Source organism: Streptomyces sp. NA02950, assembly GCF_013364155.1.
GTDB lineage: Bacteria > Actinomycetota > Actinomycetes > Streptomycetales > Streptomycetaceae > Streptomyces.
On sequence record NZ_CP054916.1, the window covers coordinates 4,505,515 to 4,528,184 of the forward strand.

At 71.8% G+C, this 22,670-nt stretch carries 16 protein-coding genes and 1 pseudogene; 10 read left to right on the forward strand and 7 right to left on the reverse strand.

Features of this window, described 5'->3' with window-relative positions:
* Window positions 1-237: 237 nt before the first annotated feature.
* From HUT19_RS19585 to HUT19_RS19595, 3 genes and pseudogenes are all read left to right on the forward strand, one after another.
* A complete protein-coding gene (locus HUT19_RS19585) occupies window positions 238-1,830 on the forward strand; it encodes a VWA domain-containing protein (RefSeq protein WP_254885660.1) in 1,593 nt (530 codons plus the stop codon).
* Between the two features lie 57 nt (window positions 1,831-1,887).
* Window positions 1,888-3,340 (forward strand): annotated as a pseudogene (locus HUT19_RS19590) (methionine--tRNA ligase).
* Window positions 3,341-3,458: 118 nt separating this feature from the next.
* A complete protein-coding gene (locus tag HUT19_RS19595; RefSeq protein WP_176181721.1) occupies window positions 3,459-3,863 on the forward strand; it encodes a DNA-binding response regulator in 405 nt (134 codons plus the stop codon).
* A 200-nt stretch (window positions 3,864-4,063) separates the two neighbouring features.
* On the opposite strand, the gene HUT19_RS19600 is transcribed toward HUT19_RS19595, so the two are convergent.
* Both HUT19_RS19600 and aspS read right to left on the reverse strand, forming a co-directional pair.
* Window positions 4,064-4,957, reverse strand: a complete 894-nt coding sequence (locus HUT19_RS19600; RefSeq protein WP_254885661.1) for a hypothetical protein — start codon at window positions 4,955-4,957, stop codon at window positions 4,064-4,066.
* A 57-nt stretch (window positions 4,958-5,014) separates the two neighbouring features.
* Entirely contained in the window at window positions 5,015-6,835 is a 1,821-nt protein-coding gene (aspS, locus tag HUT19_RS19605; protein ID WP_176187065.1) for an aspartate--tRNA ligase, read from the reverse strand.
* A 117-nt stretch (window positions 6,836-6,952) separates the two neighbouring features.
* On the opposite strand from aspS, the gene HUT19_RS19610 reads away from it, so the two are divergent.
* On the forward strand, window positions 6,953-9,136 hold the full coding sequence (locus HUT19_RS19610) for a SpoIIE family protein phosphatase (RefSeq protein ID WP_176181723.1): 2,184 nt from the start codon (window positions 6,953-6,955) through the stop codon (window positions 9,134-9,136).
* A 43-nt stretch (window positions 9,137-9,179) separates the two neighbouring features.
* Here the strand turns inward: HUT19_RS19610 and HUT19_RS19615 are convergent, their stop codons facing one another.
* Together HUT19_RS19615 and HUT19_RS19620 are read right to left on the reverse strand one after the other, a co-directional pair.
* Window positions 9,180-10,133, reverse strand: coding sequence for a pirin family protein (locus HUT19_RS19615; RefSeq protein ID WP_176181724.1), 954 nt, complete (start codon window positions 10,131-10,133; stop codon window positions 9,180-9,182).
* A gap of 74 nt (window positions 10,134-10,207) precedes the next feature.
* Window positions 10,208-10,705 carry an SseB family protein gene (locus tag HUT19_RS19620; RefSeq protein WP_176181725.1) on the reverse strand — a complete coding sequence of 166 codons (498 nt, stop codon included), beginning with the start codon at window positions 10,703-10,705 and terminating at the stop codon, window positions 10,208-10,210.
* 140 nt (window positions 10,706-10,845) lie between these two features.
* Here HUT19_RS19620 and HUT19_RS19625 point away from each other — a divergent pair, with 140 nt between their 5' ends.
* Window positions 10,846-12,672 (forward strand): acyl-CoA dehydrogenase, encoded by a 1,827-nt coding sequence (locus HUT19_RS19625; protein ID WP_176181726.1) that lies wholly within the window; start codon window positions 10,846-10,848, stop codon window positions 12,670-12,672.
* Between the two features lie 124 nt (window positions 12,673-12,796).
* Here HUT19_RS19625 and HUT19_RS19630 read toward each other — a convergent pair whose 3' ends face one another.
* Window positions 12,797-13,162 carry a hypothetical protein gene (locus HUT19_RS19630; RefSeq protein ID WP_176181727.1) on the reverse strand — a complete coding sequence of 122 codons (366 nt, stop codon included), beginning with the start codon at window positions 13,160-13,162 and terminating at the stop codon, window positions 12,797-12,799.
* 18 nt (window positions 13,163-13,180) lie between these two features.
* On the reverse strand, window positions 13,181-13,930 hold the full coding sequence (locus HUT19_RS19635; protein WP_176181728.1) for a TNT domain-containing protein: 750 nt from the start codon (window positions 13,928-13,930) through the stop codon (window positions 13,181-13,183).
* Window positions 13,931-14,110: 180 nt separating this feature from the next.
* Here HUT19_RS19635 and HUT19_RS19640 point away from each other — a divergent pair, with 180 nt between their 5' ends.
* The 5 genes from HUT19_RS19640 to HUT19_RS19660 all read left to right on the forward strand — a co-directional run bounded on the left by HUT19_RS19640 (window position 14,111) and on the right by HUT19_RS19660 (window position 20,582).
* Window positions 14,111-15,403 carry a M18 family aminopeptidase gene (locus HUT19_RS19640; RefSeq protein WP_176181729.1) on the forward strand — a complete coding sequence of 431 codons (1,293 nt, stop codon included), beginning with the start codon at window positions 14,111-14,113 and terminating at the stop codon, window positions 15,401-15,403.
* The gene (locus HUT19_RS19645; RefSeq protein WP_176181730.1) at window positions 15,404-17,344 is read left to right on the forward strand and encodes a BTAD domain-containing putative transcriptional regulator; all 1,941 of its coding nucleotides are present in this window, start codon (window positions 15,404-15,406) and stop codon (window positions 17,342-17,344) included. It begins immediately after the preceding gene.
* 187 nt (window positions 17,345-17,531) lie between these two features.
* Complete coding sequence (locus tag HUT19_RS19650) at window positions 17,532-18,281, forward strand: DUF4232 domain-containing protein (RefSeq protein ID WP_254885662.1); 750 nt, start codon at window positions 17,532-17,534, stop codon at window positions 18,279-18,281.
* Between the two features lie 312 nt (window positions 18,282-18,593).
* Window positions 18,594-19,577: a hypothetical protein gene (locus HUT19_RS19655; protein WP_176181731.1), complete on the forward strand. Its 984-nt coding sequence runs from the start codon at window positions 18,594-18,596 to the stop codon at window positions 19,575-19,577.
* Window positions 19,578-19,787: 210 nt separating this feature from the next.
* Window positions 19,788-20,582 carry a helix-turn-helix domain-containing protein gene (locus HUT19_RS19660; RefSeq protein ID WP_254885663.1) on the forward strand — a complete coding sequence of 265 codons (795 nt, stop codon included), beginning with the start codon at window positions 19,788-19,790 and terminating at the stop codon, window positions 20,580-20,582.
* A gap of 57 nt (window positions 20,583-20,639) precedes the next feature.
* Here the strand turns inward: HUT19_RS19660 and HUT19_RS19665 are convergent, their stop codons facing one another.
* Window positions 20,640-22,457, reverse strand: a complete 1,818-nt coding sequence (locus HUT19_RS19665) for an NHL domain-containing thioredoxin family protein (RefSeq protein ID WP_176181733.1) — start codon at window positions 22,455-22,457, stop codon at window positions 20,640-20,642.
* Window positions 22,458-22,670: the final 213 nt, after the last annotated feature.

Below are 22,670 nucleotides of genomic sequence, written 5' to 3' on the forward strand. Positions count from 1 at the left end.
GTGAAGCTATGGGCGTAGAACCTCGGTGCGGCGTCGGGCTCGTGAACCATGAGTGAACGGCGGGCGACCGGAATCGGCGGAAGAAGGTGACCGAGCGGCCCGCTAGCCTTTCGGCACCACGGTCATGCACCGCCATGCACCGCACACGACACGTGAGAGGTATCTCCCATGGGCATACGGGACCTACTGCGCAAAGTTTTCGGACGCTCCCGCGCCACGACGGCGGACGACTCCGCCATGCCGGAGGCCGCAGTTGTCCCGGACACCCAGCCCGGGGAAACGGAGGCCGTCTCGGCTGAGGGCGCCGAGACGGCCGAGGCGGCTGAGGCCGGGACCGGGGCCGAGGCGGCTGAGGCCGGGGCCGGGGCCGGGGCAGAGGCGCCGGGCGAGCCCGCCACGACGGCCGTAGCGGTCGAGGAGCCCGAGCCCCAGCCCGAGCCCAAGACCCCGGCCCCGCGGCCCGCCGGCGACGACACCCCGCCGGACCCGGCCTTTGCCGAACCGCTGAAGACGCTGGACGAAATCCTGGGCTCCCCCTCGCCCGCCCCGGAGGCGAAGTCGGACACGTCCGCCGCCGATGCGGACACGTCCGCCGGCGAGGCGGAGGCGGCAGCCGACGAGGCGGAGGCGGCAGCCGACGAGGCACCCGCCGCCGCTGTGGCAGACGAGCCCGAGCCCGCGGAGGCGGCGGCCGAAAGCGCCGCCGCCACCCCGGAGCCCGAGGCTGCCGCCGGGGCGGAAGAAGCCGAGGCCCCGGCCAAGCCGAAGGCCAAGGCCGACGAGAAGCCCGCCCCGGCGGCTGAACCGCAGGCCGACACCGCCGCTGAGGCGGAGCCCGAGGCCGCGGCCGAGGCGAAGCCGGAGAGCAACGAGCCGGAGGCCGCGGCCGACGACACGGCGGACACCGCCGCAGCCGAGGCGACGGCGAAGGCGGAGCCCGCCCAGGCGGAAGGGGCCAAGGCCCCGGCCAAGACGAAGGCGAGGGCCAAGGCCACCAAGGCGAAGGCCGTCGCGGCGGCCAAGGCGGAGCCGGACGTTCCAGCAGAAGAGGCCCCTGCCGAAGCGAAGGCCGACGCCAAGGCAGAGCACTCGGCCGTGGGGGCCGAGCGGGTGCGGGAGAACGCTCCTGAGCTGGTCGGGTTGTACACCGCCGCCGGAGAGGCGATCGAGAAGCAGGGCATCAGCGGCACGCGTGCCGTCGTCTACCTGGTCCTCGACCGGTCCGGGTCGATGCGGAACTACTACAAGGACGGCACCGTCCAGCACCTCGCGGACCAGGCCGTGGCCCTCTCCGCACACCTCGGTGGTGCCGCCGGCGGCACCGGCACGGTCCCCGTCGTGTTCTTCTCCACCGACATCGACGGCACCGCCGAGCTCGACCTCGCCAACCACTCCGGCCGCATCGAGGAGTTGCACGGTGCGCTCGGCCACATGGGGCGGACGAACTACCACACGGCGATCGACGCGGTCATCGACCACTACAAGAAGTCCGGCGCCACCGACCCCGCGCTCGTGATCTTCCAGACCGACGGTGCCCCCACCGGGAAGCCCGCCGCGGAGAAGGCGCTGTGCGCGGCGGCCGGGCTGCCGCTGTTCTGGCAGTTCATCGCGTTCGGCGACCCGGAGGCGAAGGGCTTCGACTTCCTCCGCAAGCTGGACACGTCGGCCGCGCTGGCCGTGCCGGAGAAGCGGGCCGTGGACAACACGGGCTTCTTCCACGCCGGGCTCGACCCGCGCGCGGTGGCCGACGCGGAGGTGTTCACACAGCTGGTGCGGAAGTTCCCGGACTGGCTCAAGGAGGCGCGGACGGCAGGCGCCGTCAAGGGCTGACGCAGGTCACGCACCCGGTAGCGGGGGGCTGTCCGCGGCGGGAAAACACCCGCGCGGGTGGCCCCCTGCGCTCGGATACGATATGGGCAGCTCGTAAAGGACAACGTCACCCACTCCATGCTCCCGGCCGACGTCTACTCCCGCTATATGCGCCAGCGCGGCCATGACGTGCTCTACATCTGTGCCACCGATGAGCACGGCACCCCGGCCGAGCCGGCCGCCAAGGAGGCGGGGCTGCCGGTGGACGAGTTCTGCGCCCAGCAGCATGACGCGCAGAAGGCGATCTACGACGGCTTCGGGCTCGCGTTCGACTACTTCGGCCGGAGCTCCTCCGAGCAGAACGTGCAGATCACCCAGACCATCGCCCGCGAGCTGAAGGCGAACGGCTTCATCGAGGAGCGCTCGATCCGTCAGGTGTACTCCAACGCCGACGGCCGCTTCCTCCCCGACCGCTACATCGAGGGCACCTGCCCGCACTGCGGCTACGACAAGGCCCGCGGCGACCAGTGCGAGAACTGCACCCGGGTGCTGGACCCGACCGATCTGATCGACGCGCGCTCGGCGATCAGCGGCAGCAGCGATCTGGAGGTGCGGGAGACCAAGCATCTGTTCCTGCTCCAGTCCACGCTGGCCGAGGAGGTCGGCGCCTGGGTCGACGAGCACGGCAAGCACTGGCCGACGCTGGCGTCCTCGATCGTCCGCAAGTGGCTGCCGAGGGGCTCCAGGACCGGTCGATCACCCGCGACCTGGACTGGGGCGTGCCGGTTCCGGCGGGCACAAGGCCTTCAACTGGCTGACGTACTACGGCGGCAAGTTCTCCACCTCGCAGAAGCGCGGTGTATTCACCGACGCGGCGCTGGAGCTGCTGCCCGCCGACTAGTGGCGCTACTTCCTGATGGCCAACGCCCCGGAGTCCGACGACACCTCGTTCACCTGGGAGCACTTCTCCGCCACCGTCAACAAGGATCTGGCCGACACCCTCGGCAACTTCGTCAACCGGGTGCTGTCCTTCTCCCGCAAGCGGTTCGGCGACGAGGTCCCGGCGGGGAAGGCCGCCGGTGAGGCCGAGGAGCGTCTCAACGAGGAGATCGCGCGGCTGCTCGCGGAGTACGAGGAGCACATGGACGCGCTCCAGTTCCGCAAGGCGGCGGCGCTGCGCGCCCTGTGGAGCGCGGGCAACTCCTACCTGGAGGAGAAGGCCCCCTGGCTGGAGATCAAGACCGACCAGGAGGCCGCGGCCCTCACCCTGCGCACCGCGATGAACCTGATCCACCTCTACGCGATCGTCTCGGAGCCGTTCATCCCGCCCTCCGCGAGGGCCATGCGGTCGGCGTTCGCGCTGACCGACGACACCGCGCCGTGGGTGGGCCAGGAGGAGGCCAGGGCGCTGGCGTCGGTCCCGGCGGGCACCGCCTTCACCGTCCCCCCGGTGCTCTTCGCGAAGATCACCGAAGATGACCTGGAGTCCTACCGGGAGCGGTTCGGCGGCGCGGAGCAGCCGACGGCGTAAGCCCCTGGACCCGTGTGCCCCCGGCGGGGCGCGGGGCCCCGTTGAGCGCCCGGCAACCGTTCGTTTAGTCCCTCCGATGACCCTGTGAGTCCACACCACGGGGAAGTCGAGGAACACAGTGCCGGACGCACGGGTCACGGTGACGGTCCACGGCCCCGACCCGCTCTCGCGGGCCGGGGTCGTCCGCCATCTCCAGCATCAGCCCGCCGTCGAGCTGATCACCGGTGACGAGTCCCCCGCCACCGTGGCCGTCATGCTCGCCGAACGTCTCGACGACGTGGCCGGGGCCGAGCTGCGCCATCTGGTGCGCGGCGGTGCGCAGCGGGTGGTACTGGTCGCGGGCGAGCTGCGGGAGACCGAGCTGATGGCGGTGATGGAGTACGGCGTACGGGCGGTGCTGTGGCAGCACCGCACCACGCCCAGGCGGCTGCTGCGCGCGGTGCTCCGGGCGGCGCGTACGGAGGAGCGCGGCGAGCCGTGCGGGGTGGACCGGCGGCTGTCGGAGCCCGGTGTCCACAGCTAGCGCGTCAGCCAAGGTTTGCCCGGCAGCGAGGCGTCCTGGTGCGTGCGATCGCGAGGCGGCGGGGACGCCCTCGTCGTGGGCCTGCTCGGGCTTTCGGCCAACGCAGCGAGAGGGGGCACCTCCCAGCGGTAGCTGGGGGAGCGTGCCAGGGCGGCGAGCGGAGCGAACCTCGGCTGACGCGGCACCAGGCCCTGTCCTGCTCAGCGGGCGAGGGACGCGGAGTCGCCCATCACCACCACCGGATGGCGCCGCGGATCCAGGGTCAGCAGCAGGTTCTTCATGTTCTTCCGGGAGAGGCTGACACAGCCCTGGGTGGGCCCGCCGTGGTCCACGTGGAGCCAGATGCCGCCGCCCCGGTTCCAGCCCATCGGGCGGACCGGATCGAGCGGTGAGACGCCCGCCCGCCGGTTGTAGTTGATGGCCACCACATAGCCGAAGGACCCGGACAGCGGCTCGCCCTCGGAGCCGGAGCCATGGATGGTGAAGGCCCTCTTGGCGTGGTGGTAGGGGAGCGCTGTGCCGGGGTCCTTGCGTCGCCCGCCCGCGTCGGTGAGCCCGAAGACGCCGATCGGGGAGCGTAGATCGCCCTGGTGGTGACGGTCGGTCCAGCCGCGTAGCCCGTTGTGGGCCATCCAGGAGGCTCCGGCCCGCCAGGCCGCGCCCGCGTCGCCCGTACCGCGCCGGGTGCCGTGGTTCTCCTCGTCCGCCTCCACCCGCTCGTAGAGCACCGCGGTGGAGAGGGAGGAGTTCCGGCCGGTGCCGCTGACGACCACCACCTGGTCGGAGTCGTCCGGCAGTTCGGCCCGGGTCCGCGGCCCGAGCCCGGGCAGTTCCCGGGTCAGTTCGGGTGCGGCGGCGGCACGGGCCGCGAAGCTGACCGGGCCGCCCCGCCCGGGGTGGTGGGCGTTCGCGGGCTCACGTGCCGCCCCGGGTCCGGACGGCGCGCCGTCCGTGAAGGTGTCCGGTGCGCCGGGGTGGCCGGGGGATCCCCTGTGACCGCCGTCCGCGTCGCATCCGGTCAGCGGCACTGCCGACAGGAGGAGGGCGGCGGCGGTCAGCGCGCCCGCGGCCCTCCGTCCGGTCCGTGTCCGCACCCTCATAGAGCTCTTCACACTTGAAGAACCCGCTGGGGTGCCGGAGTGGTTGCCTCGCTACTCCGCGGGCTTCTCCGCCCGGCCCTCGGCCTGCTGGTCGTCCTTCTTCGCGGCCTGCTTGATCTGCGGCTTGCGGATCGACAGGTGCAGCTCCCGCAGCCGGGCCTCGTCCACCTCGCTGGGCGCGCCCATCAGCAGGTCCTGGGCGTTGCCGTTGAGCGGGAAGGCGATGGTCTCGCGGATGCTGGGCTCGTCGGCCAGCAGCATGACGATGCGGTCGACGCCGGGGGCGATGCCACCGTGCGGCGGGGCGCCGAAGTGGAACGCGCGGAGCATTCCGCCGAACTCGCGCTCGACCTCCTCGCGGGAGTAGCCCGCGATCTCGAACGCCTTGAACATGACCTCCGGCTCATGGTTCCGGATGGCGCCCGAGGACAGCTCGGTGCCATTGCAGACGATGTCGTACTGCCAGGCAAGGATGTCCAGCGGGTCCTTGGTCTCCAGGGCCTCCAGACCGCCCTGCGGCATGGAGAACGGGTTGTGGGAGAACTCGATCTGCCCGGTGTCCTCGTTCCGCTCGAACATCGGGAAGTCCACGATCCAGCAGAAGCGGAAGACGTCCTCTTCGAAGTGACCGGTGCGCTTGGCGGCTTCGACCCGCACCGCGCCCATGATCTTGGAGACCTCGTCGTAGTCGCCCGCGCCGAAGAAGACCGAGGTGCCGGGCTTGCCCTCGACCTCGGCGATCAGCTTCTCGACGTCCTCGTCGGTGAGGAACTTGGCGATCGGGCCGGTCAGCTTGGAGTCCTCGCCGATCCGGACCCAGGCGAGCCCCCTGGCCCCGTGCAGAACCGCGAACTCGCCCATCTGGTCGAAGAACTTCCGCGGCTGGTCGGCGGTGTCCGGCACGGCCAGGGCGCGGACGTGCTTGTCGGCGAACGCCTTGAAGCCGGAGCCCGCGAAGACATGGCTGACGTCCCTGAGCTCCAGCTGGGCCCGCAGGTCCGGCTTGTCGGAGCCGTACTTCAGCATCGCCTCGCGGAACGGGATCCGCGGGAACGGCGAGGTCACATGGCGGCCGCCGCCGAACTCCTCGAAGAGCTCGGTCATGACCTTCTCGATGACCTCGAAGACGTCCTCCTGCTCGACGAAACTCATCTCGACGTCGAGCTGGTAGAACTCGCCCGGCGAGCGGTCGGCACGGGCGTCCTCGTCGCGGAAGCAGGGCGCGATCTGGAAGTAGCGGTCGAAGCCCGCGATCATCAGCAGCTGCTTGAACTGCTGCGGGGCCTGCGGCAGCGCGTAGAACTTGCCGGCGTGCAGCCGGGACGGGACCAGGAAGTCGCGCGCGCCCTCGGGGGAGGTGGCGGACAGGATCGGGGTCGCCATCTCGTTGAAGCCCTGGGCGGTCATCTTCTGCCGGATCGCGGCGATCACGGCGGAGCGCAGCATGATGTTGCGGTGCATCCGCTCACGGCGCAGGTCCAGGAAGCGGTACTCCAGCCGCCGCTCCTCGTTCACCCCGTCGTCGGGGAAGACGGTGAAGGGCAGCGGGTCGGCGGCGCCCAGCACCTCGACACCGGTGACCTCGACCTCGATCTCACCGGTCGGCAGCTCGGGGTTGACGTTGTCCGCGCCGCGGGTGATCACCCGGCCGTCCACCCGGACGACGGTCTCCTTGGTGAGGGAGCTGAGCGCCTCGTTGGCCGGGGTGTCGGGACGGACCACCAGCTGGACCAGGCCGTAGTGGTCACGGAGATCGATGAAGAGGATGCCGCCCAGGTTCCGTCGATTGTGCAGCCAGCCGGAGAGCCGGACGTCGGTGCCGACGTCAGCGGCGCGGAGCTGACCACAGGTGTGGGACCGGTACCGATGCATCATTCATCCAAGTCGTGTGATCGGGAGGCGTGCGTACCCTCGGGAGCTTCTGGGCAAGCCTACCGGCGCTCGGACCCTCACTGGTAAGCGCTCGGAAAATGCCCATAAGGTAGTGCAATGCGCACCGAGGACCTCCTGGCCGCCATGGCGACCGGTCTGTGGCGCTGGGACAGTGTCTCGGGCGCCGTCTCCTACGACGCCGAAGCGGCCCGGCTGGTGGGGCTCCCCGCCGAGGCCGTCACCGTCTCGCAGGCCGCCGCCCGCGCTCGCTTCCACCCCGCGGACTGGCTGGAGGTCAAGGCCACCGTGCTGTTGGCGCTGGCCGAGGGCAGCCTCGCCGAGGCCCGGCTGCGCGTGGTGGACGAGAAGGGCACGGTGCTGCGGACCGTGCGCACCCGGACCCGGCCGGTGTCCCGCGGCGGCAGCGACGACGGCTACTACCTGCTCGGCACCCTCCAGGAGGTTCCCGAGCCGCTGCCCGGCACCGCCGCGGTGGGCGCACCGGTCACCGGTGACTGGCGGCGCAACCGCGAGGCGTTCCTGCTGGACGCGGGGCGGGCGCTGGCCGAGGCGATGTCCACCGCCGAGGTGCTGCGGGTGGCCGCCGGGCTGTCCATGCCCGGTTTCTCGCCGGACGGGCTGGCGGTCTTCGGCGTCGCGGGCGACCGGATCTCGGTGATCGGCCGGCACGGGCCGCGGGCGGGCGCCGAGCACGCCTCCGGTGACCTGCCCGTGGACCACGACGCGCCCGCCGCCGAGGTGGTCCGCACCGGACGGGCGGTCTATCTGCCCTCGCCGGACCACTACCGCGAGCGCTTCCCGACCGCCTGGCCGCTGGCCCGGTCCCGCCGCCGGCACTCCTGGGCCTATCTGCCGCTGATCGTCGCGGGGCGGACCATCGGCGCCTGGATGGCCGGATTCGCTCATCCGGTGTCGTTCGCGCCCGACGAGCGTTCGGTGCTGACCACGATCGCCCGGATGCTCGCCCAGGCACTGTCCCGTACCGCGCTCCAGGAGACCGAGCGTGAGCTCGCGGACGGGCTCCAGCGCTCGATGCTGCCCGCCCGCAAGCCCGACATCCCGGGGCTCGCGGTGGCCGCGCGCTATGTGCCCACCGGCGGTGGGCTCCAGGTCGGGGGCGACTGGTACGACGTGATCGCGCTGCCCTCGGGTCGCACCGCGCTGGTGATCGGCGATGTGCAGGGCCACGATGTGCGGGCCGCCGGGATCATGGGGCAGCTCAGGATCGCGGTGCGCGCCTACGCCTCCGAGGGGCACCACCCGGACGCGGTGCTCTCCCGCGCCTCCCGCTTTCTCGCCGGGCTCGCCGACACCGGCGGACCGGGCGCCGACGACGGCTGGGATCCGCGGTTCGCGACCTGTCTGTACATGGAGGTGGATCCGGTCGCGGGCACGCTGGACATCGCCCGCGCCGGTCATCACGACCCGGCGGTGCGGCTGGCGGACGGCACGATGGTGGTGCGGCCGACGGCGGGCGGGCTGCCGCTGGGGATCGACCCGGACAGCGACTACCCCACCACCCGGGTGGTGCTGGAGCCGGGCGAGACGCTGCTCATGTGCACCGACGGGCTGATCGAGACCGGCGGGCACGACCTGGGGACCGGCTGGGACCGGATCCGGGAGGTCTTCGAGCGGCCCACCCCTCAGACCGGGGAGCCCGACGGGCCCGGCGGCGGGGACGACCTCGAATTGCTGGCCGAAGCCCTGGTGCAGGCCGTGCACGGGCCGCCGGCCCACCGCTCCACCGGCCCGCTCGCCGGCCGCCGCGAGGACGACACGGCCCTGCTGCTGATCCGGCGCGAGGCGGAGGTGTGCCTGGTCGGGCCGGGCTCGGCGCCGGTGCGGCGCACCGCGGTCACCCTCGCTCAGGCCGAGCCGGAGCGGATAGCCGGCGCCCGGCAGCAGCTGCGCGACATGCTGCACGACTGGACGGACCGGGACCAGGTGGAGTCGGCGGTGCTGCTGCTCACCGAGACGGTCACCAATGTGCTGGTGCACACCGACGGCGACGCCCTGCTGGTCGCCGAGGTCAGCGGGCGGCGCGGGACCCGGCGGCTGCGCCTCGACGTGGCCGACAGCAGTGACGAACTGCCGCACCGCCGCCGCCCGGGCGAGCTGGCCTCCTCGGGGCGCGGGCTGCTGCTGATGGAGATGCTGGCCGACGCGTGGGGGGTGGACCCCCGGGGCGACGGCAAGTGCATCTGGTTCGAGCTGCACGAGAAGGCGCCGGAGGGGCCGGAGGGGCTGCCCCCGCCGCGTAGCGGGCCTCAGCTCTCGTAGCGGGCCTCAGCTCTCGTAGCGGGCCCGGCTCTCGTAGCGGCTCTCAGCTCTCGTCGGCGGGTATGGAGCCGAGCCGTCCGGCCTGGAAGTCCTCGACCGCCTGGGCCAGCTCCGCACGGGTGTTCATCACGAACGGCCCGTAGTGCATCATCGGCTCACGGATCGGCTGCCCACCGAGCAGCACCAGCTCGAAGTTGGGGCTGCGCGACTCCTGGGCGGCGTCGGCCCGTACGGTCAGCGCGTCACCGTCGCCGAAAACCACCGTCTGGCCGGTGCGGAACGGCCGTCGCTCCGGGCCCGCGGTACCGCGTCCGGCCAGTCCGTAGGCGAGGGCGTTGAAGCCGGGATTCCACGGCAGGGTCAGCTCGGCGCCGGGATTGAGCGACACATGCAGCATGGTGACCGGGGTGTGGGTGATGCCCGGTCCCCGGTGGCCGTCGATCCCGCCCGCGATCAGCCTCAGCAGGGCGCCGCCGTCGGCGGAGGTCAGCAGTCGGACCTTGCCGCCGCCGATGTCCTGGTAGCGCGGCGGCATCATCTTGTCCTTGGCCGGAAGGTTCACCCACAGCTGGAGCCCGTGGAAGAGTCCGCCGCGGGCCACCAGTGCCTCCGGCGGGGCCTCGATGTGGAGCAGCCCGGAACCCGCGGTCATCCACTGGGTGTCGCCGTCGTTGATCGTGCCGCCGCCGCCGTGGGAGTCCTGGTGCACAAAGGTGCCGTCGATCAGATAGGTGACGGTCTCGAAGCCGCGGTGCGGGTGCCAGGGGGTGCCCTTGGCCTCCCCGGGCGCGTACTCCACCTCGCCCATCTGGTCCATCATGATGAACGGGTCGAGGTGCTGGTAGTCGATGCCCGCGAAGGCGCGCCGGACCGGGAAACCCTCGCCCTCGAAGCCGCTGGGCGCGGTGGAGACGGCGAGCGCGGGACGGTGCCGCGCCTCGGCCGGTGCCGCGACACGGGGCAGGGTCAGCGGGTTCTCTACGGTCACTGCGGGCATGACGGCCTCCTCGGTCGTTCATCGTTCAACTTAATTGAAGGATGAACAACCCGCAAGAGCGCCTTTCTGCCGTACTAGCCGTACATCCGCCGCATCGCGAAGTCGACCATCTGTTCGACCGCCTTGGCGTCGAAGACCATCCGGTGCTCGCCCTCCATGTCGAGGACGAAGCCGTAGCCGGTCGGCAGCAGATCGATCACCTCGGCACCGGTGATGACGAAGTACTTGGACTCCTTGCCCGCATACCGCCGCAGCTCCTTGAGCGAGGTGAACATGGGGATCACCGGCTGCTGGGTGTTGTGCAGGGCGAGGAAGCCGGGGTTGTCACCGCGCGGACAGTAGACCTTGGAGCTCGCGAAGATCTGCTGGAAGTCCTCCGCCGACATCGAGCCGGTGGTGAAGGCACGCACCGCGTCGGCCAGCGACGGCGGCGACGGCTCGGGGTACAGCGGCTGCTCGCCGTAGCCGGCACCCGGCTGTGGGTGGTGCGACAGCGGCGGCTGCTGTTGCGGCGGAGGTGGCGGGGCGGCGTAACCCTGCCCTGCGCTCGCGTTCTGGTCGTAGCCGTACATACGCCGAAGCGTACTGAGTCACAGTTGACCCTTTGAGGGTTGCCCTTTATTACCCACGGGTAGCATCATGGCGACTGAGATCGCATCGATACGCATTACGCCGGAGGTCCCTGCCTCCCGAGCCTTACGGAGCCGTCGCCATGGGGCACTACAAGTCGAATCTCCGCGACATCGAGTTCAACCTCTTCGAGGTGCTCGGCCGCGACAAGCTGTACGGCACCGGTCCGTTCGCGGAGATGGACGTCGAGACCGCGAAGAGCGTGCTCGCCGAGATATCCCGGCTCTCCGAGAACGAGCTGGCCGACTCCTACGCCGACTCGGACCGCAACCCGCCGGTCTTCGACCCGGCCACGCACACCGCGCCGATACCCGAGTCGTTCAAGAAGAGCTACCAGGCGTACATGGACGCCGAGTGGTGGCGCCTGGGCGTGCCGGAGTCGCTGGGCGGCACCGCCTGCCCGCGCTCGCTGCTGTGGGCCTCCGCCGAGACCATCCTGGGGTCCAACACCCCGATCTGGATGTACGCTTCCGGCCCGGCCTTCGCCGGTGTGCTCCATGACGAGGGCACCGAGGAGCAGTTGAAGGTCGCTCAGCTGATGGTGGACAAGCAGTGGGGTTCCACCATGGTGCTGACCGAGCCGGACGCCGGTTCGGACGTGGGCGCCGGCCGCACCAAGGCGGTCCAGCAGGAGGACGGCAGCTGGCACATCGACGGGGTGAAGCGCTTCATCACCTCCGGTGAGCACGACCTCTCCGAGAACATCATCCACTTCGTGCTGGCCCGGCCCGAGGGCGCGGGCCCCGGCACCAAGGGTCTGTCGCTGTTCATCGTCCCCAAGTACGACTTCGACTGGGAGACCGGTGAGCTCGGCGAGCGCAACGGCGTCTACGCCACCAACGTCGAGCACAAGATGGGTCTGCGGGTGTCCAACACCTGTGAGCTGACCTTCGGCGCCGGCCGCCCGGCCAAGGGCTGGCTGCTGGGCGAGAAGCACGACGGCATCCGCCAGATGTTCAAGATCATCGAGTTCGCGCGGATGATGGTCGGCACGAAGGCCATGGCCACCCTCTCCACCGGCTACCTGAACGCGCTGGAGTACGCCAAGGAGCGGGTGCAGGGCGCCGACCTGGCGGCCTTCACCGACAAGACCGCCCCGCGGGTCACCATCACCCACCACCCGGACGTGCGCCGCTCGCTGATGACGCAGAAGGCGTACGCGGAGGGCCTGCGCTCCCTCGTCCTCTACACCGCCTCCGTCCAGGACGAGATCCTGGTCAAGGAGACCGCGGGCGAGGACGCCTCCGACGCGCACGGTCTCAACGACCTGCTGCTGCCCATCGTCAAGGGCTACGGCTCGGAGAAGGCGTACGAGCAGCTCGCCCAGTCGCTCCAGACCATCGGCGGCTCCGGCTACCTCCAGGAGTACCCGCTGGAGCAGTACATCCGGGACGCCAAGATCGACACCCTCTACGAGGGCACCACGGCGATCCAGGGCCAGGACTACTTCTTCCGCAAGATCGTCCGGGACCAGGGCAAGTCGCTGACCGTCCTCTCCGAGGAGATCAAGAAGTTCCTGGCCGAGGCCGCCGGCGGCGAGGAGCTGGCCCCGGCCCGCGAGCGGCTCGCCCAGGCCGCGGTGGACCTGGAGGCGATCGTCGGCACCATGCTCACCGACCTGGCCGCCACCGAGCAGGACGTCTCGTCGATCTACAAGGTCGGTCTGAACTCCACCCGGCTGCTGCTGGCCTCCGGTGACGTGATCATCGGCTACCTGCTGCTCAAGGGCGCCGCGATCGCCGCCGAGAAGCTGGGCACCGCCTCCGCGAAGGACACCTCCTTCTACCAGGGCAAGATCGCGGCCGCGAAGTTCTTCGCCAACGAGGTCCTGCCGGGCGTCTCCGTCCAGCGTGCGCTGGCCGAGTCCGTCGACAAGGGTCTGATGGACCTGGACGAGTCCGCCTTCTGATCCCTCGGTGGCGCTGACTCACAGAGCCTGAGCGAAGCCGTCCAGCGACGACAGGAAGCCGGCCGTCCCCTCGATGGGGGCGGCCGGCTTCCTGTCGTCGCCGCTCCCCGGCGCCGGTCGCCCGCTACCGCTCCTCGTCGGGCCGCTGCTCGCGCAGCGCCCGTTCCACCTCTTCCCACGCCTGGCGGCGGATCTCCTCGCCCTCGGCGAGGAGCTCCTCGACGGACGCGCTCCCGCCGCCGGGCGGACGGGGCCGTGCCCTCAGCTTGGCCAGCAGATCCCGGCACGCCTCGTCCTCGGTGGCGAACCGGCTCGTGTCCCGGTCCACCGAGCGCTCCCGCAGCCCGGTCGTCCAGCCGCCGTCCGGCGCGGGCCGGAGGAAGTAGTAGGCGTCCGGCTGGACCGGGATGTCATGCGCTCCCGGGATGTCGTACAGCGCGTCCGGCACCTGGTCCTCGTGGAGGACACGGATCAGTTCCCATCGGTCCACGCGAACCAGCATCCGCCGTCAGTTGAGCGGGGTCAGGTTCCCCGCCGCGACGAGCTGGGGGATCGAGGGGCCGGTCAGGTACTGGAGCCCCTGTCCCGGCTGGCCGAACCAGGGCCGGATCGGACCGGCCTCCACCAGGAAGGGCTTGGTGACCCGGTAGAGGTGGTAGCCGAACGGGTAGTCCGGGTCGAGGGTGTTGAGGTTGCCCGGCGGCAGCGCACGCTCGGTGTAGGGCGTACCGGCCGGGGCGAGGAAGTGGCCGAAACCGCTGCCGAAGAGGTCCACCTTCTGCCCGGCCCTCAGGGTGACGGTGGTCTTCAGCGGCTCACCGTTGAGCAGTGTCCAGCCGTCCGGGTACGGGTACCACCAGCCGCCCGTCCGCTCGTTCCAGTAGCAGTCCAGGAAGGCGGCGGAGGAGCGATAGCCGTCCAGCCGCTGGTAGCCCTCCAGCATCCGGCCGATCGCGCCGGTGCGGGGCAGATAGGCCGGGCCCAGCCGCCAGTCGCCCTGGAAGTACCGCTGCTGCGCGGGGCCGGGGGCCATGTTGGTCCCCCCGACGCGGTCCCTCGTCGGACACGGCACGGGGCGGCTGCTCCCGCTGCTCGGACGGCTGCCCGTGGAGTGCTGATCGGACGGGGTACCGGCCGGTGCGGCCGGGACCAGCCCCATGGCGACGAACCCGGCGGCAGGCTGCGCCACGGCCGAACCACCGCTGCACAGCAGCAGCAGCGAGCCCAGGACAACGAGGACGTGTCGAAGAACGCGCATCCGGTCTTTCCCCTTGCGTGCGACTCAGTACGAGGGAGCGGTCACGGGGAATATCGGCGTATTTGCCGGACTCATAGCCTTAGCTGACGTGCTTTCATCAGATCGGCGCAACGCGACCCCACGAATGGATCCGGCGGCCGCACCCCGGCCGCGGGGCCGGTCCGAATCTATGCTGAGCACATGAGCGCACACCCCGGCATCGACCGCGGCCACACCGATGACCTGATGGCCTTCCTCCGCGCCAGCCCATCGCCGTACCACGCGGTGGGGAATGCCGCTCAGCGCCTGGAAAAAGCGGGTTTCCGACAGGTCGAGGAGACCGCAGCCTGGGACGGTGCGGCGGGCGGGCGGTTTGTGCTGCGGGGTGGGGCGATCATCGCGTGGTACGTACCGGAGGGGGCGAGCCCGTCCACTCCGTACCGGATTGTGGGCGCTCACACCGACTCTCCCAATTTGCGGGTCAAGCCGATTCCGGACACCGGAGCGCACGGCTGGCGCCAGATCGCCGTCGAGATCTACGGCGGCGCCCTCCTCAACACCTGGCTCGACCGCGACCTCGGCCTCTCCGGCCGGATCACCCTCAGAGACGGCTCGCACCGGCTGGTCACCGTCGACCGCCCGCTGCTGCGGGTGCCCCAGCTCGCCGTGCACCTGGACCGGGCCGTCAACAGCGAGGGCCTCAAGCTGGACAAGCAGCGCCACATGACGCCGATCTGGGGCCTGGGCGAGGTCGAGGAAGGCGATCTGATCCGCTTCGTCGCCGACGAGACCGGGGTCGCGGCCGATGAGATCGGCGGCTGGGACCTGATGGTGCACAGCGTCGAACCGCCCGCCTACCTCGGGCGTGACCGCGAACTGGTGGCCGGTCCCCGGATGGACAATCTGCTGTCCGTGCACGCCGGTACGGCCGCGCTGGTCGCCGCCGCAGCCCACCCCGACCTCGACGCCATCCCCGTGCTCGCCGCCTTCGACCACGAGGAGAACGGCAGCCAGTCCGACACCGGCGCCGACGGCCCGCTGCTCGGCAATGTCCTGGAGCGCTCGGTCTTCGCGCGCGGCGGCGGCTACGAGGACAAGGCGCGCGCCCTCGCGGGCAGCTTCTGCCTCTCCTCCGACACCGGGCACGCCATCCACCCCAACTACGCCGAGCGCCATGAGCCCGGCCACCACCCGCGCCCCAACGGCGGCCCCATCCTCAAGGTCAACGTCAACCAGCGCTATGCCACCGACGGCTCCGGGCGGGCCGTCTTCGCCGCCGCCTGCGAGCGCGCCGGGGTGCCCTGGCAGAGTTTCGTCTCCCACAACTCCATGCCGTGCGGCACCACGATCGGCCCGATCACCGCCGCCCGCCACGGCATCTCCACCGTCGACATCGGCGTGGCGATCCTGTCCATGCACTCGGCGCGCGAGCTGTGCGGGGCACAGGACCCCAGGCTGCTCGCCAAAGCGCTGACCGCATTCCTGGAGGGCTGAGTGCACTTCTCCCTGCTGGGCCCCGTGACGGTGACCACCGGCCCCCCGGCAGCGGCCGTCGAGGTCCCGCTGGGGGCGGCCAAACGGCGCAGTGTGCTCGCCATGCTGCTGCTGCGGCCCAACTCGACCGTCTCCATGGAGCAGTTGACCGCCAGTCTGTGGGAGGACGAGCCGCCCGCCCACGCCAAGACCGTCATCCAGGGACATGTCTCCCGGCTGCGCGCGGTCCTGGCCGAGCACGGCGCCGGTGACCTGGGCGTCGAACTCACCACCCACGGCTCCGCCTATCTGCTGCGGCTGCCCGAAGGGCTGGTCGACGCCCAGCGCTTCGACCACCTGGTCTCCAGCGCCCAGCCGGAGGCCGCCCCGGCCGACGCCGTCCAGCTGCTGAGCCAGGCACTCGGGCTGTGGCGCGGCCCGGCACTGACGGGGACGGTGGCCAGCCCGCCGTTCGCCGCCGCGGCCCACGCCCTGGAGGAACGGCGGCTGACCGCGGTGGAGGCGCTGGCCCGGGCGTACGGGGCGCTCGGCGAGCACGACAGGGCCGCGGGTGTACTGCACCCCGCCGCCCTCGCCCAGCCGCTGCGGGAGGGGCTGATCGCGGATCTGATGCTGGCGCTGTACCGCACCGGGCGGCAGTCCGACGCGATCGCCTGGTTCCACCGCACCCGGGAGCTGCTCGCCGACGACCTGGGAGTCGACCCGGGGGAGCGGCTGACCGGCGCGTACCAGGAGATCCTGCGGGCCGGACCGGGGGCGGACGCGGGGCGCGGCGCCACCGACGGCCCGGCCCACGCCGCGGTCCAGCCGGTGCCCGCGACCCCCGCGCACCCGGTCGCCGCCCCCGCGGCGGCCACGGGGGCGCCGGTGCCCGAACTGCTCCCCCGGCCCCCGGCCGGGTTCCTCGGGCGCACCGAGGAGCTGACGGAGCTGTCCCGGCTGGCGCTGCCCGCCGAAGAGGACCGCGGCTACGGCGGCGCCCCCGGCGGCTTCCCGCCCGAGGGCGGCATCACACTCGTCACCGGACCCGCCGGGGTCGGCAAGACCGGTCTCGCGGTGCACTGGGGCCACACGTACGCCGGCGCCTTCCCCGACGGGCGGCTCTTCGCGGATCTGCGCGGCTTCAGCGGCGGCGAGGAGGCCGCGCCGCTGGAGGTGCTGCGCGAGTTCCTGTTCACCCTGGGCACCCCGGCCGAGCAGATACCCTCCTCGGCCCCGGCCGCCTCCGCGCTCTACCGCTCGCTGGTCGCCCGCCGGCGGCTGCTGGTGGTGCTGGACAACGCGCGCAGCTCCGCCCAGGTGCGGCCGCTGCTGCCCGGCGGCCCGCACTGCGCCACGCTGGTCACCAGCCGCAGTCGGCTCGACGGGCTGATCGCCACCGACGCCGCCCGTCCGCTGCGGCTGCACGCGCTCGGACCCGAGGACGGCATCGCGCTGCTCGGCGCGCTCCTCGGACCGGAGCGGGTGGCCGAGGACCTGGCCGCCGCACGGGAGTTGGTGGCCCTGTGCGACGGACTGCCGCTGGCGCTGCGCGCCGCCTCCGCACAGCTGATGGCCCGGCCCCGCTGGCGGCTGGCCCGGCTGGCCACCGCCCTCCGCGACGAGCGGCGCAGGCTCGCCCTGCTCTCCGCGGAGGACGCCGGGGTGGCCGCCGCGCTGCGCAACTCGGTGGCCCGGCTCTCCGCGGACGACGCCGCGCTGCTGCGCACCCTGGGCACGGGCTTCGCCCGGGAGGTCAACACGGCGGAGGCGGCGGCCCTGTCGGGGGCGGACCCCGAGCTGATCCAGGACTCCCTGGACCGGCTCGCCGAGATGCATCTGCTGGACGAGGAGGCCACCAACCGCTACGTCATGAGCGACCTGGTGAAGCTCTTCGCCCAGGGCAACGGCAGGGGGGACGGGAGCGCGGACGGGAGCGCCGGAGGCGGCGAACAGCGCTGACCGACGGCCGTGTTCGCCCGCCGGGTTCGTCCGCCGCGTCAGCGGGACGACATCGTGGGCGGCCGTCGACGCGGCGCGTTAGTGAGGCGTTAGCGGTGCGGCAGCCGGACAGCAGCCGTACGCCAGCGGGCCCCGACAGTCTTGAGACGTACCGCACGACGTCCACGACCCGCTGGGGGGATCCACCGTGTCGACCACCACCACCAACGCCCGCACCGTCCGCACCGCCGTCGCGAGCCTGACCGCGATGGCGGCGGCCATCACCCTCGCCGCCTGCGGCGGCAACGACGCGGACGGGGTCAAGCGGTCCGGCTCCGCCGAGAGTTCGACCGCCGCCCCCGCCACCCAGGGCTCGGACTCCGAGGGCGGGAAGCAGGACACGAACGCGGGGGGTGGCGCCGACGCCGGTGCCCAGGGCGGCGCCCAGGCCGGCGGTGACGGAAAGGGTCCCGGCGGCAGCGGCGGTGGGAAGAACGGCGGCGGCAAGAGCGGCGGCACCTCGGGCGGCTCCGGCGGCTCCGGCGCCAAGACCGGCACCTGTGATCCGAAAAAGCTGTCGATGAGCGTCAGCTCGGTCCCCCGGCCGGTCAACCACCTGCTACTCAAGGCCACCAACACGTCCGGCGCGACCTGCACCCTCCCGGGCTTCCCCGCGCTGCGGTTCGACGACGCGCAGGCGGCCACCCCGGTGGCCGAGGCGACCAAGCCGCAGGCCGTCGTGACCCTCGCCCCCGGCGAGACCGGCTACGCGGGCGTCCTCACCTCCGGCGCCGACGGCTCGGGAACGAACGGCACCAAGGTCACCAAGCTCGGTGTGTACCTCACCGGCTCCGACGCCGTCACCTCCGTAGCACTGCCCGGCGGCTCGGTGTACATCGACAGCCGCGCCCAGGTCACCTACTGGCAGAGCGACAGCTCCGACGCGCTGAACTGGTGACGCCCCTTCGGACCCGGGCAGCCGACTCCCCTGCGGCTGCCCGCTGACCGACGGCCCCCGGCTCCCCCGCCGGGGGCCGTCCCGTCATGTCCCGCGCCACCGCCGCCCCCGTCCCGCCCCTGTCCGTCCCACGGGATGTCCCAGCAGGTCACGGCGCCGGGCCGGAACGGGACGTCCCATGGGACGGCAGCGCCCCCGAAACCCCCTTCCGAGCGGCTGAGAGTGGATCCCGTCGCCGCGGCGAACCGGCCCGGCGGCCTCAACCGACAGGCACCGACGGACGGTCGGCGCTCTGCGAAGGGGGATTCCGAAATGACGCACTCCACCGTGCACGGCCCGCGCCGGACCATGCTGCGCAAGGTCCTCCCCACGATCGCCGCGGCGAGCATCGGCGCCGCCGGACTCGTGGGCTGCTCCGGCGGCGGCGACGGCGACGGCCATGGCGCCAAGGCGGACACGGCGGACAAGGCGGCCGGAAGGAGCGCCCTGAGCCGTGACACCAAGGTCAAGGCCAAGGACCCGGGTCTGAAGCTGAAGACCACCAGCGGCGAGTTCGGCACCAAGGCCGCTGCCGCCGCCGACTTCCCCACCTGGGGCACACGCTGGGTGGTCCACCAGACCCCGGACACCGGCTCCGCCTCGGTCGGGATGATCAATCAGGGCGCCGCGGGCCAGGACCGCATCACCGCCGACTACCAGGTCGACACCGGGCACAAGGTGTGCGAGGACGGGTCCTGCTCGACCTACATGGCCCACATCACCAAGCCGGTCAACGGCTTCCTGAGCGTCCTCGCGGTGGACATCCCGCAGGACTCGCTGCCCGGCGTCCCGGTGCAGAACGGCGGTCAGCCGCCGAAGCCGCCGCAGACCGGCGGCACCCGCGGCGAAGCGCTCCAGCGCGCCTCCACCTGGCTCACGGCCAACGGCGGCACCCAGGTGCCGTACAGCCAGGCCAAGATCTGGAAGGACGGATACCGGCAGGACTGCTCGGGCTACGTCTCCATGGCGCTCGGTCTGAAGGCGCCCGGCACCAACACCGTGGGGCTCACCAGCTCCAGCATCACCAAGCCGATATCCCTGAACGAGCTGAAGCCCGGGGATCTGCTCATCGACGCCGCCGGCAACAACAACACCCGCCATGTGGTGATGTTCGAGAAGTGGAACGACGCCGCCCACACCTCGTACACCTCGTACGAGCAGCGCGGCGACTTCGGGACGGACCACGCGACCCGTCGTTACGGGCTGGAGCCGGGCAGTGAGTACAAGCCCTACCGCCCGCTGAAGTTCACGGACTGATGCGCCGGTTCACGGAGTGATCCGCTTCTGATCCGGTTCCCGTAACGAGCGACACGTCCACCGTGGGGGTGTGGACGTGTCGCTCGTCATGTCCATGATCCACATGCTCCAATGGGGTGTGTGCCAGCGCATCCGAATCGCCCCGAGAACCCACGACGAAAGCCGCTCGCCCCGCTCCCCGGCCAGCTCTCCGGTCCGGTGAGAGAATTCGTGACCGCACTGCGCCATATGCACGGCGAACTGGGGCTGAGCCTGACCGAGTTGGAGAGCAGACTGCCCGCCAGCCGCTCCTCCCTCTCCCGCTATCTACGCGGTCAGAGCCTGCCCGATGAACGGCTCCTGGTCCAATGGGGCAAGCTCTCCTTCACCGCCGAGGACCGGCTGCCCGAGCTGGTGGCACTGCTGCACCGGGCCAACGAGGCCGCCTCGGCCGAGGAAACCGCCACCCCGGAAACCGGCACCGGGGAATCCGCCGACGCCTCCGCTCCGGGGGAGGACACCGCGGCCGCCCAGCCGCCTCCTTCCGACCGGCCGTTCCGCGGCAGGCTGCGACTGGTCCTCGCGGCTCTCGGCACGGTCGTTGTCATCGCCGGGGCCACGGTCACCACCCTCGTCCTGCGCTCGTCCGGCGACGACACCTCCGGCGACAAGACGTCCGGGGGCGCACCCGCCGCGTCCTCCGCGGCCCTGGGCAACGCCCGGATCACCGTCTACAACGCCGAACGCGACTGCCGGACCAAACGCACCCGCTACTGCTCGCTGGGCCTGGCCGAGGATCCGTATCTGGCCTACCGCCCGTCGAACATCGTGGGCCGGGCCTGGCACGGCGACGTCCTGCGCGCCGACTGCCGGATCGCCAACGGGGTCACGGTCACCGACGAGGCGGGCGGGCACAGCAGCATGTGGTTCCGGGTCAGCCGGGACGGCAAGCGGGTCTGGGTCCCGGCCATCCGGATCCGCGCCGACCAGGTGCAGTACACCAAGCTGCCCAACTGCCCCGGCTGACCGGCGGCCCGTTGGGCCGTTGGGAGGGGCGCCGGCACGGCTCGTCGGGAGGGGGCGTCAGGAGGGCTCGTCCATCCCGGCGAGCACCAGCGGCAGCCGTGCCGCGCCGCCCTCGGCGACCCGGACCGGAACGCCCCAGTCCTGCTGGTGCACATGGCAGGCCGGGTACTCGTTCTCCGGGGCGTCGTCGCAGGACGCGGCCATCGCCGAGACATGCAGTACGCCCTCGGTCACCCCGTCCGCCAGCACCAGATCCCGGCTCAGCTCGGTGCCCGCGCCGTCCCCCTCGGCCAGCAGCTCGGGCGGGGTGGCGGAGACCAGCAGCCGGGTGGAGGGGCCGTAGCGGGTGTCCAGCTTCTGCCCCGAGGGCGCCTGGAAGACCACGTCCAGCCGGAGCGTGCCCGGGGCGATCTCGGTGGCCGCGCGCTGGGTGCGGTGCGCCACCGCCGCCACCCGTACGGCCTCCTCGGGCAGCCGCAGCCGGGTCAGCCGGTGCCGGGCCGACTCCACGACCACGATGTCCCGGTCCACCAGCACCGCGCCGGACGGCTCACGCAGATCGGTGGCGAGGGTGGTCACCTCACCGGTGGCCGGGTCGTAGCGGCGCAGCGCGTGGTTGTAGGTGTCGGCGACCGCGACCGAGCCGTCGGGCAGCGCGGTGACGCCCAGCGGGTGCTGGAACAGGGCCTGTCCTGCGTCGCCGTCCCGGTGGCCGAAGTCGAAGAGCCCGGTGCCCACGGCGGTGCGGACCGCGAAGCCCTCGCCGTCCCGCTCCACCCAGCGGACCGCGGAGGTCTCGGAGTCGGCGACCCACAGCCGGTCCCCGGCCGCGGCGAGCCCGGAGGGCTGGGCGAACCACGCCTCCCGGGCGGGTCCGTCGACCAGGCCCTCGTTGGTGGTTCCGGCGGCGGCCCGGACCGTCCCGGCCTCCGGGTCGTACGTCCACAGCTGGTGCACACCGGCCATGGCGATCCACAGCCGGCCGGCGAACCAGGCCAGGTCCCACGGCGAGGACAGGTCCACCTCGCGGGCGGGCCCCTCGGCCGGTGAGCCCTGCCACCACTGGCGGCCGGTCCCGGCGAGGGTGGTGGTCACGCCGGTCGCGGGGTCGAAGCGGCGCAGCGCGTGGTTGACGGTGTCGGCGACGGCGACCGTGCCGTCGGGCAGCAGCGCGAGCCCCTGCGGTTCGCTGAAGCGGGCCCGCTCCGGGGTGCCGTCGGCCAGCCCCCGGGTGCCCTCGCCGACCCGGCGCACCACGCTCTCGCCGTCCGCCGCCAGCTCCACCAGCTGGTGCCGGGTGGTGTCGGAGACCAGGAAGGTGCCGCCGGGCAGGAGGAGCGCCTTGCCGGGGAAGCGCAGTTCGGTGGGGACCGGCTCGGGGGGTACATAGGGGCCGTCGCCGCGCCGCAGCGTGCCCTTGGCGGAGTGCTCCGCCTCCAGCTGTCCCACCAGGGTCTCGATGGCGTGGGCATGGCCCTCGCCCGCGTGCTGGGCGACCACATAGCCCTCGGGGTCGATGACCACGAGGGTGGGCCAGGCGCGGACCGCGTACTGCTTCCAGGTGGCGAGCTCGGGGTCGTCCAGGACCGGGTGGTGCACTCCGTAGCGCTCGACGGCGTCCACGACGGCCTGGTGATCGGCCTCGTGGACGAACTTCGGCGAGTGCACCCCGACGATCACGACGGTGTCGCGGTGCTTCTCCTCCAGCTCGCGCAGCTCGTCCAGGACGTGCAGGCAGTTCACACAGCAGAACGTCCAGAAATCCAAGATCAATGTGCGACCTCTGAAGTCCGCAAGGGACAGGTCCTTGCCACCGGTGTTGATCCAGGCTCGTCCTTGCAGCTCAGGGGCGCGGACGCGGGGACGCTTACTCATGAGGTCAAGGGTGCCACTCGCGCGACGGGAGACATCGGCTACCCCTCACTGGTCACCCGAGCATGATCGGTCACGACACGTCGGAACAGGTCGTGACCGGTGCGCCCGGTATGCCTCAGCGCCCACTCCTGCGCCGCTTCCTGCTCATCCCGTGGTCCGGATTCGCCGTCGCAGCCGACTGTGACGCAGAACGCTTCGCAGGTGACGCCATCC